Origin of the sequence: Nitrobacter sp. 62-23 (assembly GCF_001897285.1) — a bacterium.
Lineage (GTDB): Bacteria > Pseudomonadota > Alphaproteobacteria > Rhizobiales > Xanthobacteraceae > Nitrobacter.
The window spans coordinates 11,748-29,024 of record NZ_MKSM01000008.1 but is presented as its reverse complement, the minus strand read 5'-3'; the positions used below and the strand labels follow the sequence as shown (position 1 = coordinate 29,024).

Genomic DNA, 17,277 nt, shown 5'->3' with positions numbered 1-17,277 from the left:
TCTCCGGAGTTCAAAGGAAGGACATGATTCGGATGGCTTGCAAGCGTAAGGATCGCGCGCAGCAATCGCAATCCGCCCAGGCGTTGCGATGCATCTGGCCACCGAAACGATTCGCCATTGCATGATGCGCAATCGATGCTTGCGATAAGCGAAAACACAATTCGCGTTAAATTCTGTTTCGCATAACACATTCCACTGTTACGCGCATTTTTTCGGCAAAACCGCGCACTTTATCCCTTGTTTTGCAGCTTACTCGGGGAGCGCATCGATTGTTAAGAATCTGGTAACCATATCATTAGCCATATGGCCGGGGGACGGGGGTCTCAATCCAGTCGGCTTCCTTGGGAAGCAGCTTCGGAGGGACTGATGACCCAGGATTTGCAAACCGGAGCGCAACGGCCGCAGCAGGATCAAGCTGCGCTCACGCCGGACGCAGTGATCCCGCTGCTGGTCGGCTCCACGGTCACCGAAGTCGAACGGGAGCTTGTGTTGCAGACGCTGGCGCGTTGCGACGGCAACCGCACGCGCGCCGCAAGGGTGCTCGGCGTATCGGTGCGCACGCTGCGCAACAAGATCCGGCAATACGAAGCCATGGGGTTGGATGTGCCCGATCACGGCTGACATTGCCGGGCGGCCCGATGTTGTCGAGACCCTACCGGCGGCGTTCGCGCGCCCTCGCAGCTTCCACCGCGCGGTTGCGCGCAGGCGCCTGCGTATGCAATGACGCCAGCAGATGATGGGCGGCATGCGCGACGTCATGGACGGCGCGGTCAAACGCCGCCTTATTCGTCGCCGACGGCTTGTTGAAACCTGAGACCTTGCGCACGAATTGCAAGGCCGAGGCATGGATCTCCTCGTCCGTCGCCGGCGGTTCGAAATTGAACAGCGTTCTGATGTTGCGGCACATGAGGCTCTCCGGCTCAGCCTGTCGCGAAGCCGGATCATACCTCGTCATGGCCGGTGCCGCCATCACGCATCCACGTCGTCAGGATTCACGTTGGCAACCGCTTGCCGCCGCCGCTACGCCCTCCTATGAACAGCATCATGACATCGACGCCCCCCAAGGCCGAACGGCGGCCGCATACCTCCACCCATCACGGCATCACCCTGACGGACGACTACGCCTGGCTGAAGGACGCGAACTGGCAGCAGGTGCTGCGCGAGCCGTCCTTGCTGGCGCCGGATATCCGCGCTCATCTGGAGGCCGAGAACGCCTACTCGAATGCCCTGCTTGCACAGACCGAGCCGCTGCAAAAGCAACTCGTGGCCGAAATGCGCGGCCGCATCAAGGAGAACGATTCCACCGTCCCCTCGCCCGACGGACCCTTCGCCTATTTTGCCAAATACCGCGAGGGCGGCCAGCACCGCATGATCGGGCGACAGCCGCGCGACGGCGGCGACGCCCGCTTCATCCTCGATGGCGACGCGCTTGCCGAAGGCAAGAAATTCTTCAAGCTCGGCAACGCGCGGCATTCCCCCGACCATCGCCTTGAAGCGTGGAGCGTCGACGATCGCGGCTCGGAATATTTCACGATCCGGATCCGCGACTGGGACAGCGGCGTCGATCTCGCCGACGTAATCGAGGAGAGCGACGGCGGCGTGGTGTGGAGCGCGGATTCACGCGCGTTCCACTACGTCAAGCTCGACGACAATCATCGCCCGATGCAGGTCTACCGCCACCGGCTCGGGACGCCGCAATCCGACGACGTGCTGGTTTACGAAGAACAGGACGCAGGCTGGTTCACGCATATCCATGAAAGCGCGAGCGGTCGCTTCTGCGTCATCGCCGGCGGCGATCATGAAACCTCCGAGCAGCGGCTGATCGATCTCTCCAGGCCCGATGAGCCGCCGCGCCTGATCGCGGCGCGCGAGGGCGGCGTGCAATATTCCGTCGCCGATCGGGGCAGCGAACTTTTCATCCTCACCAATGCCGACGGCGCGATCGACTTCAAGATCGTTACCGCGCCGCTAGCCGCGCCCGAACGCGCGAACTGGCGCGACCTGATCGCGTATCGTCCCGGCACCTACGTGCTCGACTTTGAGCTTTATTCGGGCCACATGGTGCGGCTCGAACGCGCCAACGCGCTGCCGTCGATCGTGATCCGCGATCTTGCAACCGGCGAGGAACACGCGATCGCCTTCGACGAGGCCGCCTATTCGCTCGACACCCACGGCGGCTACGAATTCGACACCACCACCTTGCGCTTCAGCTACTCGTCGATGACGACGCCGTCTGAGGTGTTCGACTACGACATGGCGAGCCGCACGCGCACGTTGCGCAAGCGCCAGGAGATTCCGTCAGGACACGATCCTGCAAACTACGTCACCACCCGCATCATGGCGAAGGCAAACGACGGGGCCGAGGTACCGGTGTCGATCCTGCATCGCAAGGATTTCGCGCGCAGCGGCCGCGCGCCGCTGCTGCTCTACGGCTACGGCTCCTACGGTTACGCGATGCCGGCGTCGTTCTCGGCCAACCGGTTGTCGCTGGTCGATCGCGGCTTCGTTTATGCGATCGCGCATATCCGCGGCGGCACGGACAAGGGCTGGGGCTGGTATCTCGACGGCAAGCGCGAGAAGAAGATCAACAGCTTTGACGATTTCGCCGCCTGCGCCCGCGCGCTGATCGCCGCGGACTACACGTCCGCGAAGAACATCGTCGGCCACGGCGGCAGCGCCGGCGGCATGCTGATGGGCGCGGTCGCCAACCGCGCCGGCGAGTTGTTCGCCGGCATCGTCGCGGAGGTGCCGTTCGTCGACGTGCTCAACACCATGCTCGACGACACGCTGCCGCTCACGCCACCCGAATGGCCGGAGTGGGGCAATCCGATCGCGAGCGAGCAGGATTTCCGCACCATCCTGTCCTATTCGCCTTACGAAAACGTCGCGGCGAAAGACTATCCCGCGATCCTCGCCATGGGCGGACTGACCGATCCCCGCGTCACCTATTGGGAGCCCGCGAAATGGATCGCGCGGCTGCGCGCCACCATGGCGTCGGGCGGCCCCGTTCTGCTGCGGACCAACATGGGTGCGGGACACGGCGGCGCGGCGGGGCGCTTCGACCGCCTCGACGAAGTCGCGCTCGCCTATGCCTTCGCGCTGTGGGCGGTAAATCTGACTTGAAAGCGCGACATCAGTTTGACGCGAATTGATACACGTCGGCGGGGCCTGATACATTCCTGACAACATCAGGATCGTGAGAGGATCACCACGTGGCAGTTCAAACGCGCGGCAAGCAGGGACCGCAGGGGATTCCCGGCATTCAAGGACCGCCGGGACGCCCCGGTGTGCAAGGCAAACCGGGAGCGCGTGGCGCGCCTGGAAAACCTGGTCCGGCCGGAAAACCAGGACCGCAGGGCAAGGCCGGTCCTGACGGCAAACCCGGAGCGGACGGCAAGGCGGGACGCGACGGCAGGCCGGGTGTGGATGGTAAGCCGGGTGTAGACGGCAAGTCAGGACCGCAGGGGCCGCGCGGCGAACAAGGACCACCCGGGCGGCTGCCGTCGATTGAGGAGGTGCTGCCCTGGATCGAACGGATCGTCGAAGCCTGGGGCGAGTATCAGCGGCGGCAAACCATTGAGGCCGAGCATCGGCTGCTCGCCGAGCACCAGCGCATCGAGGCCGAGCGTGCACTCGCCGAGACCTTGCAAGACAACGACACAGACGATGGGGGACGGAAAAAGAAGAAGAAAGACAAACGCCATCGGCGAAAGGACACCGATGGCGAATAACAGGCCGGGCAATTCCGGCCAAAAGTGCGCGGCGGGTTTGTCCGCCGCTATGGGCTATTCAGCGAACGTCTCAGTCGTGATCCATTTCGCCGATGTGCTTCTGCGAGTAGAGTTCGACGCCGATCTTCTTGATGAGGTCGATCTGGGTTTCGAGGAAGTCGATATGGCTCTCCTCGTCCTTCATCAGGCTTTCGAAGATGTCGCGGGTGACGTAGTCCTTCACGGCGTGGCAGTGGGTCGCCGCCTCCTCGTAGAGCGCGCGCGCCGAATATTCCGCCTTGAGATCGCAATCCATCACCTCGCCGACATTCTGGCCGATATGCAAGGGATCGAGCACCTGCATGTTCGGAAAGCCGTCAAGGAAGATGATCCGGTCAATCAGCTTGTCGGCGTGCTCCATCTCCTCGATGGATTCCGCGCGCCATTTCTTGGCGAGGTCCTTGATGCCCCAGTTGTCCAGCAAGCGGTAATGCAACCAGTACTGGTTGACCGCGGTCAGTTCGTGGCGGAGCGCCTTGTTCAAGTATTCAATAACTTTCGGTTCGCCCTTCATGGAGCAACTCCTGTTCTGTGTGCTTGACGCTGGCAGGCGGCCGTCGCACCCGCCAATCCAATTTAGAATACTTCTAAACCGAATTCCGCAGCGCGGCAACCCCTAGAGTCTTTCACCGTTCATGGAAACAGTGAAAGACTCTAGGCTCTTGATTTGTCGCGTTTTCTTCACGCGAACCGGTATCCACTTCGCTCGAAAACGCTATGGAGCAAGGGACAGCTATCCGCAGGCAAAGCGGGTGCGAAAGCCCCAACGAAGTGACGGGACGTTCCGAGGGTAATTCTCAGAGGGTGATTTCGTTCTGACTCTGCTCGACTTCTGTGTGCATTGCGGAATGGGGACACCCTTCGCAACATTTCCGGGCGCAGGCGCCGAGCGCTTCCTTGATGATGGTTCTGATGGTCCGGGCACATCGACCGCATTCAGCACTGCATCCGAGGCATCCGTAGACCTGCTTGGGTGAGCGGCGCAGGTCGTCGGGCGCGGTGACGGCGGAGCGAACGTCGTGATCGGTCAACACGTTACAGGAACAAACGATCATTAACGGAACCCAATGGCGACACCCGGAACCGGGCCGATATTGTTGGACCGTGTCCGGAAACGCAAAGGGAAAACAGGCTATTTGAAGCTATTCCAAACTACCCGAAATCCGGGCGCGAGGCCGACCCTGTGGAAGCCAGCCGCCTGCACGCTCAGGGTCGGCGTAACATACTGAAATCCATTGTATAAACCTTAACGGGAACAATCCCGATCGTGGCAGGATTCAGCCATCGCGTTCATTGATCGTTCAAAGCGGGTGTGGAAATCTCTCGACCGACGTTTCGCCCCATTGCTGCCAATGGGTGCAAGAAGACGCAAGGGAAGAAAAGGTGAAGCCATGAAGAAACAACTGATGGCATTGGCGGCGGTTGCCACGCTGGTCACAGCGCTGGCTGCGCCGCAAGCCGCCGAAGCACGCGGCGGCCGGGTCGCGGCCGGCGTTATCGGCGGTCTGGCGGCCGGCGCCATTATCGGCGGCGCGCTGGCGGGCCCGGGCTATTATTACGGACCCGGCTATTACGGCCCGCGATACTATGGACCAGGCTACGGCTATTACGGTCCGGGTTATGTCGCGGCGCCCGGCTGCTACTGGCAGCGCCAGCGCTTCTGGGACGGTTTCGGCTGGCGGGTCCGGCGCGTCCGGGTGTGCGGCTGATCCGGCGGCGGCCATAGCGAATCGGTTTTCCGGATTATACTATTAGTCTCTGGACCGCTGAGCGGATGGCCTGAAAAAGCCGTTTTTTCAGCCAACTGACTTGCGAACGTCTGCGTCGGGTCGATGTCGGGCGCTTCCGGTCGAGACAGCCGGCTTCAGCGACCGCATCGCGCGTAGTGGACTCACAAACCGGCGCCCGTGGCGCATCCCTTCAGGAGAGATCCCAAGATGAAAAAGACAGTTTTCGCCCTCCTCGCAGCTGCGACGCTGGCGTTTGGATCGATGGCGACGGCTCCGCAGGCGCATGCGGGCGGCGGCGATGTCGCAGCCGGTATCGCCGGAGGTTTGATCGGCGGCGCCCTTATCGGCGGCGCGATTGCCAACAGCCGTCCGGCCTATGCCGCGCCAGCTCCGGTCTATATTGAAGAGCCCCCTTGTCACATCGAGCGCGAGAGGTTCTGGGACGGATATGGCTGGCGTTTCCGCCGCATCCGGGTTTGCGACTGATCCGGACTTTCTGACGATTCGATTTGAAGACCCGGTCTCACGGCCGGGTTTTTCGTTTGTTGATGACGTTCAGCGCCTGTTGTCTGGCGCGGTTCTCCACACGAACCGAAACCATTTCGCGTCAGGCTCGAGGATATGCTTCGTTGAAACGCCCTGGATCAGCGCGCGTCATTCATCGCGCGCAGTACCGCGCCGCTGGGCCAGCAGTCCACTTTAAGTCCGGCCGATTTCTGGTAAGCGCCGAGGGCCGCGCGCGTCAGCATCCCGGCCTTGCCGTCGATCTTGTCCTTGTACAGGCCGATCCGCGTCAGATGGCGCTGCATCGCCTCGACATCGCGGCTGCGCAACTGCGTCGATGCCGACCACGGCGTCGCGAACGGCAGCGGACTGGTCATGCGGTCGGCGAGATGACCGACGAACAGCACGTAGAGATCGGAGAAATTATATTCCTTGATCACAAAGTAGTTCTTCGTGGTCAGGAACGACGGGCCGTAGATTCCTTCCGGTTGCAGCAGCGATGCGCCCTGCGCGCGCTCCGCCGCGGTCAGTTGTTGTCCGCGCACCGGCGAGAACCCCTCGCGCAGCCATTCGCCGATCGGCCTGGTCACCTCCGGCACGCCTGCCGTGCAATCGACGTTCGCCGGTGCGCGCACCTCGTAGGCCCAGCGCACGCCCGGCTGCCAGCCCTTGTTGACCAGCTGTTGTGCGGCCGAGGCCAGCGCATCGGGCACCGAGGTCCAGATGTCGACGCGGCCATCGCCGTCGAAATCGACGCCGTGTTTGGCAAGCTCGGACGGCAGGAACTGGGTGAGGCCGGTGGCGCCGCCCCACGATGCGCGGAAGTTCTTGCGCGAGACATCGCCGTGCTGCAACAGCAGAAGTCCGTCGATGAATTCGGTGCGGTACTGGTCCTTGCGGCGGCCGACATAAGCCTGCGTCGCCAGCACGCGCATCGCGTCGTAAGGCAGCGCGTAGCGGCCGTAATCGGTTTCGCGGCCCCAGATCGCGAGGATGATCGGCGCGGGCACACCGAACCGCTTTTCGATCGCGTCGAGCGTTGCCCCGTATTTCCGCATCAGCCGCTGCCCCTCGGTCGCCAGCCGCGCGATGCTGCTCTCCTTGAGGTAGTCCGCCGGCACCTGAACGAATTCCGCCTGCGACGGCGCACCGGTCGCGGGCCGTCCGGGCAGGATCAGATCGGGCAGCTTGTAATCGGGTTCAAGCCCCGCGGTGACGGCATCAAAAGTCGCGCGAGAGACGCCCGCCCGCTGCGCCTCGGGCCACAGCGAGGCGATGAATTGCGTGAAGCCGGCGTCGGCCGCTTGCGCCGGCGGCACTCCGACACCGAGAGCGAGCGTGACCATGACCGCGATCGCAAGCCGCCGCAGAGGATTCCGGCCGGCGGCGGCCACCCTCAATGCTCCGCCTGACCGTGCGTTCCGTTCGGCCCGCTCGAGATGCGATCCGCGAGCGCGATGCCGATCGCCGACATGATGAATACGAGATGGATGATGGTCTGCCACATCACGCCGCTTTCGGTGTAATTGGTGGGGCGAGCCGCGCTGCCGAGGTTTCCCGCCTCGATGAAGGTCCGCAGCAAATGAATCGACGAGATGCCGATGATCGCCATCGCCAGCTTGATCTTGAGAACGCTGGCGTTGACATGGCTGAGCCATTCCGGCTCATCGGGATGGCCCTCGAGATTGAGCCGCGACACGAATGTCTCGTAGCCGCCGACAATGACCATCACCAGAAGATTCGAGATCATCACCACGTCGATGAGGCTCAGCACCACCAACATGATCTGCTGCTCGGTGAAATCGAAGGAGTGCTCGATAAGATGCCACAACTCCTTCAGGAACAGGACGACATAGACGCCCTGGGCGATGATGAGGCCGATATAAAGCGGCAATTGCAGCCAGCGCGAGGAAAAGATCAGCATCGGCAGCGGGCGCAACGCGGCCGTCTTCATGGGAGGCGGAGTTTCAGGCGTCGGGGACATCAAGCGGTCTCGTCGTGGGGGAGAAGCCTTCTATTCCATTCGCCATGACGGAATCGAGAGGGGGCGCCGCGGCAAAATGCAGCGCGTTCGCTTCGGAATCCTGCAATCGCGGGGATCCGCGGCCTCACTTGACCGCGACCAGGAAGAAGCGCGGAAAGCGCAGCAGCACCTTGCCGTCCGCCTGCAACGGATAGGCGGCGGCGATACGCGCGGTGTATTCGCGCAGGAACTCTTTTCTCTCGGCGGGCTCGAGCGGATCGAGGAAGGGCCGCAGTCCTGTGCCCTTCACCCATTCGACGATCGCCGCGGCCTCCGCAAGGACATGATTATAAACGGTATGCCAGATATCGATGCGCCGGCACAGCGGCCGCAGCGCGTCGTAATAGCCGCCCGGCCGCAGCAGCCTGTCTTTCGCCCGCGCCGCGTTCGCAAGTGTCTCCCGCCACGGTCCCGAATGAGCGACCTCGCGCATCATCACGTGGCTGGGCTCGTCGAGATTGTCCGGCATCTGCACCGCCAGCGCGCCGCCTGATGGCAGTGCATCAAGCAAGCGCTGCAACTGGCGCAGATGATCCGGCACCCACTGGAAGATCGCATTGGCGAACAGCAGGTCAGTGTTCGCAGGCGGGACCCAGTGCGCGACATTGGCTTCGATGAATGTCTGTTCCGGCAGCCGCTCGCGCGCCCGTCGCAACATATCGGCGGATGTATCGATGCCGATGATCTCGGCTCCCGGCCAGCGCTCGACCAGCAGTTCGGTGGAATTGCCCGGACCGCAGCCGATGTCGACGATTTTGCGCGGCGCGCTCAGCGGAACCTGCGCCAGCAGATCGCGCGAGGGCCGCGTCCGTTCGTCCTCGAACTTCAGATATTGCTCGGCACTCCAGTCGTCCATCGCCTCTCTCCGAACCCCTTGCACACCACCAAGCCGGACCAGGCAAGTCAACTCCGATCACGGCGGAAGCGGACATCATGAAGGTCCGGCGCGATCCGCCTTTCGCTCGGTCCGCCCCGCCTTTCGCTCGGCCCCCCGCCCGGAAACGGCCGGCCGGGATGCTGCTCGCGGCCTGGCGCCATTGTCCTGCACGGCAGTTTGCTCGACCAGCGACAGACAGTAGGCGGCGGCTTCCCCCAGATTGTCCGCCACCGCGTCGGCGTTGAGGTGATCGCGGGTCATCGCGCTGTTGGTCCGTCCCCAGCAGCAGACAAGAATGCGCGCCTGCGGCATCTTGCGCCGCAGCCTGCGAACGAGGTGGCGGGTGTGGGCGGTGCTCCCGTCCTCCAGGGTCGACACGCACACCAGCCTCACGCCGGAGCCGTCAAGCCGGAATATTCCGCTTGTCGAGGTCTCCTCCTTCCTCGCAGCCCGCGCTCCGAGACCATGCTTCGACAGGATCTGAGCGAGACACATCGCGGCCGCCTCGTCGAGATCGCTGCGCTCGGCGACACACAGCACCGGACATTCGGACTGCCAGTCCGGCGGAAGGCCCTCGCGGATGATAAATGGAAGTTGGGGCATCGGCGCATCGGCCGTCCCCTCGTCCGCGTCGGCGGCTTCCGCGTCCTTCGTCCGGCCTGCCGGAACATCGTCGAACTCGGAGGACAGATCGTCGACCACCTCGGCAACGCTATCCTTGATTTCGGCCAGACGATCAGGCAGCAGCCGGCCGCGCCTGAGGTCAGCCTGCGCCAGCATCAATCCCTTCAGCGCGACGGTCTCATAATATTCGGCGAGCGAGCCCTTTTTCAGAAACTCTTCCGCCGTATCGACGGCCTCCGCCGGATCGTTGGCCAGCATTCTCTGATAGAACAGCTCCGGCGGGGATAACGCCGGACGATCGCCAAGAAGGATATCGAGAAACCTGAGGTGCTCGACGTGGCGACCCAGCACGACCAGGCACACCGTCAGCGGAGTTGCGAGGACAAGGCCGATTGGCCCCCACAGCGCGGTCCAGAACGTCGCCGAGGCGACAACGGCGACGGGAGACAACCCGCTGCTGTGCCCGACGAGCAAAGGTTCGAACACCTGCCCGATCATGAGCTCCGTCAGGAAAATGAGCGCGCCGGCCCATAGCAGCATCGACCAGCCGGGATCGACCGCCACAGACAGCGTCAGGGGAAAGAACGCCGCGATGAAGACGCCGACATAGGGCACGAACCGCATGATCGCTGCCAGGATTCCCCAGAGAATGGCGCTGGGCACGCCGATCACCAGAAGGCCGAGGCCCACCAGCACGCCGAAGCTGGTGTTGAGCGCGACCTGCATCAGAAAGAAACGGCTGAGGCGACCGGCCGCGTCATCGATCGCCGCGGTCGCAGACTGCAGATCGTTCGAGCCCGCCAGCTTGATGACGCGGTTACGCAGGTCCTCCCGCTGAAACAGGATGAAGACCACGAACACGATCACCACGCCCACCGTCGCCAGCGGATGCAGCAGGGGGCTGATGAGCCCAAGGATGCTGTCGAGAGCGGACGGTGGCGGAGAACGCACCTCGACCGGGATGGGCCTGGCCTCGCCGGGCGTTTGGGGCAACGTCGAGGGCGCCGTCGACGGTGTCTGCGGTACGTTGATTTCCTTGCCGAGCGTCTGAAGAATATCCGCCGCGCGATCCAGCGGCCCGGTCGCCGTCAGCGCCCGCAGCGACTGGATTTTCTGCTGCATGGTCTGCTGGTAAAGGGGCAGCCTTTCGGCCAGGTGCCTGACCTCGTTCGCGATCAGGCTGCCGAGCGCGAAGATCGCGATAAAGGCGACCACGACCACGACCGGCACGCTGGCGGCGCGCGGGAAATGCCATCGCTCCAGAATTTCCACCAGCGGAGCAAGCACGAAGCTCAGAAGCACCGCCAGCGCAATGGGGACGAAAATCTCGCGGCCGACATACAGCCCGCAGATCACAAGCGCGGCGATGACCGCCGATGCCATCGCCCCCTCGCCGAAACCGGCTCTCCGTGGCGTCACCCTCGCGTCCAGATCCAGACTCACAGCCGGCATGACCCCGAATATTCAGGATCATCAATGATCGCGGGGCCGGTTTGGTTCCATGAGCGCAATGGACGGAGGGACCCCTGCCCTGTCGCTCTCCCGATTCGCTGTCAAAATCTACTCAGGAGGGACTGGTTGCGGTAACCCGATGGGGCGCGCGGCGTGGGAGGATCACGCACCAGGACGCGACGCCCAAAAGCATCAGGCAGATGTAGGGACCGGTCATATAGGTCCAATACGACGACCTCATGAGGATCATGAACGCAGCCGGTGGCGCATATTCCTCCGGCTGCAATAAAACGCTGTGGAGCCATCTCGCCATCCCGAAATCGAACAGGATGCGCAAAACGATCAGCGCAATCAAGTGGCCGCGATCCTGCCCGCAAGTCCGAGACGGACGAAACCGTCAGAACGAGCGGAAGACCGATTAGGAATGTCAGGAAAATGCCAATCCTGACAGCGACCTGCCACCCGAACGATCGGCCTGAAAGACCGGCTGTCATAATCGGCGGCTTCCCGCGCCATCATCCTTTCACCGCGTCAGCTTCTTGTACTTCACGCGGTGCGGGATGACGCTGTCCTGGCCGAGCCGGCGCATCTTGTCCTTCTCGTAATCCTGGAAGTTGCCCTCGAACCATTCGACGTGGCTATCGTCCTCGAAGGCGAGGATATGCGTCGCGATGCGGTCGAGAAACCAGCGGTCGTGGCTGATGATGACGGCGCAGCCGGCGAAATCCTCCAGCGCCTCTTCCAGCGCGCGCAACGTATCGACGTCGAGATCGTTGGTCGGCTCGTCCAGCAGCAGCACGTTGGCGCCGGATTTGAGCATCTTGGCCAGATGCACGCGGTTGCGCTCGCCACCCGAGAGCGAGCCGACTTTCTTCTGCTGGTCCGCGCCCTTGAAGTTGAAAGCCGAGCAATAGCCGCGCGAGTTCACTTCCTTCTTGCCGAGCAGGATCAGGTCGTTGCCGCCGGAAATCTCCTCCCAGACGTTCTTCGAGCCGTCGAGCGCGTCGCGCGACTGATCGACGTAGCCGAGATGCACGGTCTCGCCGACGGTGATGCTGCCGTCATCCGGCTTCTCCTGCCCGGTAATCATGCGGAACAGCGTGGTCTTGCCCGCGCCGTTGGGACCGATGACGCCGACAATGCCGCCCGGCGGCAGCTTGAAGGTCAGGTTATCGATCAGCAACCGGTCGCCGAAGCCCTTGGTCAGGCCCTCGAAGTCGACGACATTGTTGCCGAGCCGCTCGGCCACCGGGATGACGATCTGCGCGGTCTGGGTCTGTTTCTCGCTGGCCTTGGCCAATAGGTCCTCATAGCGCTGATAGCGCGCCTTGGACTTGGCCTGCCGCGCCTTCGGCGAGGCCGCAATCCACTCCTGCTCGCGCGCCAGCGTCTTCTGATGCGCGGCATCCTCGCGGCCTTCCTGCTCCAACCGCTTCTGCTTCTGCTTGAGCCACGACGAGTAATTACCCTCGTAGGGAATTCCCTTGCCGCGATCGAGTTCGAGAATCCACCCCGTCACGTTGTCGAGGAAGTAGCGGTCGTGGGTGACGATCAGGATCGCGCCGGGATAGTTGCGCAGATGGCCTTCGAGCCACGACACGCTTTCCGCATCAAGATGGTTGGTCGGTTCGTCCAGCAGCAGCAGCTCCGGCCGGTCGAGCAGCAGGCGGCACAGCGCGACGCGGCGGCGCTCGCCGCCCGACAGCTTGGTGACGTCGGCATCGTCCGGCGGACAGCGCAGTGCGTCCATCGCCTGATCGACCTTGCTGTCGAGATCCCACAGGCCCTGCGCCTCGATCTCGTCCTGCAGTTTCGTCATCTCGTCGGCGGTTTCGTCCGAATAGTTCATCGCCAGTTCATTGTAGCGATCGAGGATCGCCTTCTGCTTGGCAACGCCCTCCATGACGTTCTCGCGCACGGACTTGGCGGGATCGAGCTGCGGCTCCTGCTCGAGATAGCCGACGCGCGCGCCTTCCGCGACCCAAGCCTCGCCGGTGTAGTCCTTGTCGATCCCGGCCATGATCTTCAACAGGGTCGATTTGCCCGAGCCGTTGACGCCGAGCACGCCGATCTTGGCGTCCGGATAGAACGACAGGTGGACGTTATCCAGCACCTTCCGGTTCGGCGGATAGGTCTTGGACAAGCCCTGCATGAAGTAGACGAACTGGCGCGCCATCGTGATCCCTGAAAGCGTTGCGTGGTGTTTCAGACGCTCCTTCACCCTTGCGGTGAGACCGTCAGGAGGGCGTCTGGTTTTGGGGAAATTTGTTGCCGCTGATGTAGCGACGCTGGGTCCAAAGGGCAACCTTGCCTTAACCATCCCCAAAGCTTGACGAGAAGAGCATTCTTCACGGTCGCATTCGAACCGCTTTTTAATCGAATTCACCAAAGAATATCGGTATCGGCGAGATCACGGCGGCCTTCCAGCAGGAAGCCCGCGACGCAAAACGGCAGAAACGACCATGGCGACCAGCGTATCGGCGTCAGCCTCCGACCGAATCGAAAAGCGGGATCACCGCGGACGGCTTCACGGGATTCGCGCGTCCTGGCGCGACTTCATCGCGATCGCGTTCAACCCTTACCGGCCCGAGCTGCACTACATGCGCGGACCCGGACCCGCCTGGCGCGCCAAGCATGGCCAGCACCCACCCGCCGATTCCCGATGAACTGGCCGCGCAGCCGCAATCTCGCGTCACGCAATGCCATCGCGCGAACGACCGCGCGCGGACAGATTGTCGGCCAGGCTGCACCCAAGATGCATTCGGTCGCCGGCGCCAGGCCGGACGCTATTCCGGAAAACTACCAGCGCTATTACGTCGAGATGATCGAGGACATCGCCGCGTGGCTCAAGGGCGCGCAGGCATCAGGGCCGCGGCCGCGATAGACCGGCCGCAGCACAAGTCAGAGGCGTCTCTGCTTCAGAACCGTCCCCGCGAAGGCACCGGCTCATCCGCCGGGGTCATCAGGCGACCTCGAAGCAGCGCGGGCGGCTACCGGATCGTGACCGGCGCCGGCAGCGGCGCGACGGTGGCAGGCTGGGTTCCCGGCAGGCTCGCGGTCAGCGGCGGCTGCGGAACGGGCGCTGCGTTCGACATCGGCGGCTGACCGGCAGGCTGGGTGGAAGCCGTCGTGTCCGTGTGCGGCGGACCGCCCGGCAGCACCACGACGCGGGTGCCGACCTTGACGCGATCGAACAGGTCCGAGACATCCTCATTGAGCATGCCGATGCAACCCGACGAAACGAATTTGCCGATCGTCGAGGGCTGGTTGGTGCCGTGGATGCGGTAAACGGTCGAGCCGAGATACATCGCGCGCGCGCCGAGCGGATTGCCGGGACCACCGGCCATGAAGCGCGGCAGATAGGGCTGGCGCTCGATCATTTCCGTCGGCGGATGCCAGTCGGGCCACTCGGCCTTGCGGCTGATCTTCTGCACGCCGGTCCAGGTGAACCCGTCGCGGCCGACGCGCACGCCGTAGCGGATCGCGCGATTGTTGCCGAGAATATAATACAGGTACGTGTTCGAGGTATCGACGACGATGGTGCCTGCCGGCTCCTTGGTCGCGAACGTGACTTCCTGACGGCGCAGTCTCGGCGCCAACTGCTTTTCGCCGCCCTGATCGGCTTCGGGCTGCTCGTCCGGCGGCAGCGCCGACATCGGAGTGGGCCTGCCGTCCGCGCCAACCGGCGCCGGCGGCACGAAACCTGCGGTCGGCCCACCTGTCGAGGCAACCGTTTCCGGCGCGCGGGTCGGATACTGCGCGGGACCGGGCTGACCGTAACGCGGATCATCCGGCGACATCACCGGGCCACGCGCCATGCCCCCGTTTGGGTAGGCCGGAGCGGAAGCGGGGCTGCCGTAACGGGGATCGTCCGGCGACATGATCGGACCCGGCGCAGGGAGCGCGGCGGAATCGTGCGGCTGCGGCGACTGATCCTCGGCTGAATCGAAATCAGGAAGTCCGTCCATCGCAGCCGGGCGGCCATCTTCATCCGGATATGCGGGTTCACCGGGGTATACGGGGGGCGAAGCGGAATAAATAGTGCCCGGAGCGGGCGGATACGCCTGCGCCGAAGCGAGCGAAGTTCCCGCTGCGCCAGCCAGGACCGCCGCGAAAACCGTCAGAATAGGTTTGATCATCATTGCCCTTGTATAAGCCCGACAAACCACCGGATCGTTAACGGCCCACATCGCGCAGGATAGCGGCGCATTCAAGACGATCCCGTCGAAATCACCCCGGATTCCGTCATAATTTCGAATTCACGGCGAAGCGTGGCCCCCATGCCTCACTGGTTCCGCCAGATCAGCGAACCGGCGACGGTCGTGGCGATTTTTGGGGAGCATGGTCGCGTTCGTTGCGATACTCTCAAGACGCCTGATTCGATCAGGCGTGTGCCTCACTGCGTTCCGATGGCTCGATCACCGTCGCTCATCCGCGGCAAAGGCGAAAACCAATACCCATGCTGCCTGGCTTCCGTTTCCTGTCCGTCGCGATCGTGCTGGCCGTCTCGATGGTGATCTTCGGCTTGGGCGCAGCAGCCCTGCTGCGAGCGACGCACGAAGAGTTCGCAAGCCAGCCTCTCAAACAGATGCCTGAAGTTACGTTTGGATCGCGAGAGGAGACGCAACAGCCGACGCTGGCCGTGCTGCAGGTCGATACACCCGCCGCCGGGCCGGCCCTGGAGCAAACCGAAACATCGCATCCCCCGACGGCCGCACCGGATGCGCCGCCGGAATCCACCGGCGCCGCGCCGCCGGCCGCGGATACACCCTCGGCTGCGACCGACACCACCACGTCCGCTGCTTCCCCGGCATCGTCTGATTCCGTTACGCCTCCGGCTGCGAACCTGCCCTCCGCCGAAGCAGCCGTGGAAACACCATCGGAGCCGTCGCGAGTCGAAACGTCGGTCGAGGCAGGCGATGCCGTCAAACCGGATATCGCAGAAACCGATGCCGCAAAGTCCGAGGCACCCAAATCAGAGACAGCCGCGTCCGACGTCGCTGAAACGATGACATCGCCGTTCGGAGCGCATTTCAAGCCACCCCTGCCAGTGCATCGTCCCACTCAGATAGCGCAGGCTCCCGATCCCGCGCCTCCGGCCGCCAAACGATCCGCCGCGAAGGCGACCGGCGCCAAACGCGCCCATCGCGGCCATGTCGTCCAGCGACCGCAAATGCGACCGGCAGCCCCGAGTCCCGCGTTGCAGCCAGCATCGCCGTTCGCGCTGGAGTGAGAGGGTCAGGCAGGGCCGGTCGCGATCGGGGGACCGCCCTGCAATCCCCACTCCGACCACGACCCGTCGTATAGCGCCGAGCCGCGCACGCCGAGGCGATAAAGCGCAAGCGTGAGAACCGCGGCGGACACGCCGGAGCCGCAGGTCGTAACGACCGGCTTTACCAGATCGAGGCCGGCGCCGGCAAAAGCCGCGCGCAATTCATCGAGCGGTTTCATGGTGCCGGTCTCGGCGTCGAACAGCGCGCTGTATGGCAGGTTGCGGCTGCCGGGAATGTGGCCCGAGCGCAAGCCCGGTCTCGGCTCAGCGACGCGGCCCTCGAAACGGTCAACCGCACGCGCGTCGACAAGCTGCTCGCGATGCGACGACAGGTTGTCCACCAGTTGCGCTTGGCTGCGCAGGCGGGCCGGATCGAACGCCGCCGTGAAGTTGCCCGGCTTCGGCGACACCGCGCCGGATTCAACGGGACGCCCCTCTGCGCGCCATTTCTTCAGGCCGCCGTCGAGCACGCGAACATCGCCGCGGCCGAAAGACAGGAACATCCACCACGCCCGCGGCGCGGCGACCCAGCCTCCGGCATCATAGACCACGACCGTATCGCCGGTGGAAATTCCGAGCGCGCCGACGTCGCGCGAAAACTGCGCGGCATCCGGATACATATGCGGCAGCGGCGAAGCGCGATCGGACACCGCATCGACATGGAAAAACACCGCGCCGGGAATATGCGCGGCGAGGAAATCATCGACCGGCAGCGGCAGCACGCCCGGCATCTTGAACGAGGCGTCGACGATCTTGAGTCCGGCGTCGCCGAGATGCGCGGCCAGCCATTCGGTGGAAACGAGGGGATCGTCCGCAGTTGATGACATGCCAGACCTTCAGCCTATGTCTTCCTCATCGCCCTAGCCTGTCAGGGGTAATGACGTCTTCGGACCCCTTCGGCGAGAACGACGTGGATGACGGGATCCCCATAGGCGAGCGAAGCGACGCCGTTCTTCGAACGGCTATGGGCGAGCGAAGCGACGCCGTTCTTCGAACGGCTATGGGCGAGCGAAGCGACGCCGTTC

The 17,277-nt window shown here is 63.6% G+C and carries 18 protein-coding genes; 8 read left to right on the top strand and 10 right to left on the bottom strand.

Features of this window, described 5'->3' with window-relative positions; genetic code table 11:
• The first annotated feature begins 366 nt into the window (after positions 1-366).
• On the top strand, positions 367-621 hold the full coding sequence (locus BGO16_RS01255; protein ID WP_292616461.1) for a helix-turn-helix domain-containing protein: 255 nt from the start codon (positions 367-369) through the stop codon (positions 619-621).
• Positions 622-652: 31 nt separating this feature from the next.
• Here BGO16_RS01255 and BGO16_RS01250 read toward each other — a convergent pair whose 3' ends face one another.
• A complete protein-coding gene (locus BGO16_RS01250) occupies positions 653-907 on the bottom strand; it encodes a DUF2277 domain-containing protein (RefSeq protein WP_292616457.1) in 255 nt (84 codons plus the stop codon).
• A 137-nt stretch (positions 908-1,044) separates the two neighbouring features.
• Between BGO16_RS01250 and BGO16_RS01245 the strand changes: the two genes are divergently transcribed.
• Positions 1,045-3,123: a S9 family peptidase gene (locus tag BGO16_RS01245; RefSeq protein WP_292616456.1), complete on the top strand. Its 2,079-nt coding sequence runs from the start codon at positions 1,045-1,047 to the stop codon at positions 3,121-3,123.
• 89 nt (positions 3,124-3,212) lie between these two features.
• Entirely contained in the window at positions 3,213-3,731 is a 519-nt protein-coding gene (locus tag BGO16_RS01240; protein WP_292616453.1) for a collagen-like protein, read from the top strand.
• Between the two features lie 70 nt (positions 3,732-3,801).
• Here the strand turns inward: BGO16_RS01240 and bfr are convergent, their stop codons facing one another.
• Together bfr and BGO16_RS01230 are read right to left on the bottom strand one after the other, a co-directional pair.
• Positions 3,802-4,284, bottom strand: coding sequence for a bacterioferritin (gene bfr / locus BGO16_RS01235; RefSeq protein ID WP_292616451.1), 483 nt, complete (start codon positions 4,282-4,284; stop codon positions 3,802-3,804).
• 283 nt (positions 4,285-4,567) lie between these two features.
• Positions 4,568-4,825, bottom strand: coding sequence for a (2Fe-2S)-binding protein (locus tag BGO16_RS01230; protein WP_292616449.1), 258 nt, complete (start codon positions 4,823-4,825; stop codon positions 4,568-4,570).
• Positions 4,826-5,161: 336 nt separating this feature from the next.
• Here BGO16_RS01230 and BGO16_RS01225 point away from each other — a divergent pair, with 336 nt between their 5' ends.
• The gene (locus BGO16_RS01225) at positions 5,162-5,479 is read left to right on the top strand and encodes a hypothetical protein (protein ID WP_292616447.1); all 318 of its coding nucleotides are present in this window, start codon (positions 5,162-5,164) and stop codon (positions 5,477-5,479) included.
• Between the two features lie 228 nt (positions 5,480-5,707).
• Positions 5,708-5,986 (top strand): hypothetical protein, encoded by a 279-nt coding sequence (locus BGO16_RS01220; RefSeq protein ID WP_292616445.1) that lies wholly within the window; start codon positions 5,708-5,710, stop codon positions 5,984-5,986.
• 158 nt (positions 5,987-6,144) lie between these two features.
• Here the strand turns inward: BGO16_RS01220 and BGO16_RS01215 are convergent, their stop codons facing one another.
• The 5 genes from BGO16_RS01215 to ettA form a co-directional block, all read right to left on the bottom strand.
• Positions 6,145-7,350 carry a lytic murein transglycosylase gene (locus BGO16_RS01215; protein WP_292616487.1) on the bottom strand — a complete coding sequence of 402 codons (1,206 nt, stop codon included), beginning with the start codon at positions 7,348-7,350 and terminating at the stop codon, positions 6,145-6,147.
• Between the two features lie 50 nt (positions 7,351-7,400).
• The gene (locus BGO16_RS01210) at positions 7,401-7,988 is read right to left on the bottom strand and encodes a TIGR00645 family protein (protein WP_292616443.1); all 588 of its coding nucleotides are present in this window, start codon (positions 7,986-7,988) and stop codon (positions 7,401-7,403) included.
• A gap of 124 nt (positions 7,989-8,112) precedes the next feature.
• Positions 8,113-8,883 carry a trans-aconitate 2-methyltransferase gene (tam, locus tag BGO16_RS01205; protein WP_292616441.1) on the bottom strand — a complete coding sequence of 257 codons (771 nt, stop codon included), beginning with the start codon at positions 8,881-8,883 and terminating at the stop codon, positions 8,113-8,115.
• Positions 8,884-8,958: 75 nt separating this feature from the next.
• Positions 8,959-10,911 carry an AI-2E family transporter gene (locus BGO16_RS01200; protein ID WP_292616440.1) on the bottom strand — a complete coding sequence of 651 codons (1,953 nt, stop codon included), beginning with the start codon at positions 10,909-10,911 and terminating at the stop codon, positions 8,959-8,961.
• Between the two features lie 592 nt (positions 10,912-11,503).
• On the bottom strand, positions 11,504-13,156 hold the full coding sequence (gene ettA / locus BGO16_RS01195; RefSeq protein ID WP_292616438.1) for an energy-dependent translational throttle protein EttA: 1,653 nt from the start codon (positions 13,154-13,156) through the stop codon (positions 11,504-11,506).
• A 286-nt stretch (positions 13,157-13,442) separates the two neighbouring features.
• Between ettA and BGO16_RS01190 the strand changes: the two genes are divergently transcribed.
• Positions 13,443-13,646 carry a hypothetical protein gene (locus BGO16_RS01190; RefSeq protein ID WP_292616436.1) on the top strand — a complete coding sequence of 68 codons (204 nt, stop codon included), beginning with the start codon at positions 13,443-13,445 and terminating at the stop codon, positions 13,644-13,646.
• Positions 13,643-13,864 carry a hypothetical protein gene (locus tag BGO16_RS01185; RefSeq protein WP_292616434.1) on the top strand — a complete coding sequence of 74 codons (222 nt, stop codon included), beginning with the start codon at positions 13,643-13,645 and terminating at the stop codon, positions 13,862-13,864. The genes BGO16_RS01190 and BGO16_RS01185 overlap by 4 nt, the downstream gene beginning before the upstream one ends.
• Before the next feature lie 106 nt (positions 13,865-13,970).
• On the opposite strand, the gene BGO16_RS01180 is transcribed toward BGO16_RS01185, so the two are convergent.
• A complete protein-coding gene (locus BGO16_RS01180; protein WP_292616431.1) occupies positions 13,971-15,122 on the bottom strand; it encodes a L,D-transpeptidase in 1,152 nt (383 codons plus the stop codon).
• A 317-nt stretch (positions 15,123-15,439) separates the two neighbouring features.
• Here BGO16_RS01180 and BGO16_RS01175 point away from each other — a divergent pair, with 317 nt between their 5' ends.
• Positions 15,440-16,213 carry a hypothetical protein gene (locus BGO16_RS01175; protein WP_292616428.1) on the top strand — a complete coding sequence of 258 codons (774 nt, stop codon included), beginning with the start codon at positions 15,440-15,442 and terminating at the stop codon, positions 16,211-16,213.
• A 5-nt stretch (positions 16,214-16,218) separates the two neighbouring features.
• On the opposite strand, the gene sseA is transcribed toward BGO16_RS01175, so the two are convergent.
• Complete coding sequence (gene sseA / locus BGO16_RS01170; RefSeq protein WP_292616426.1) at positions 16,219-17,079, bottom strand: 3-mercaptopyruvate sulfurtransferase; 861 nt, start codon at positions 17,077-17,079, stop codon at positions 16,219-16,221.
• Positions 17,080-17,277: the final 198 nt, after the last annotated feature.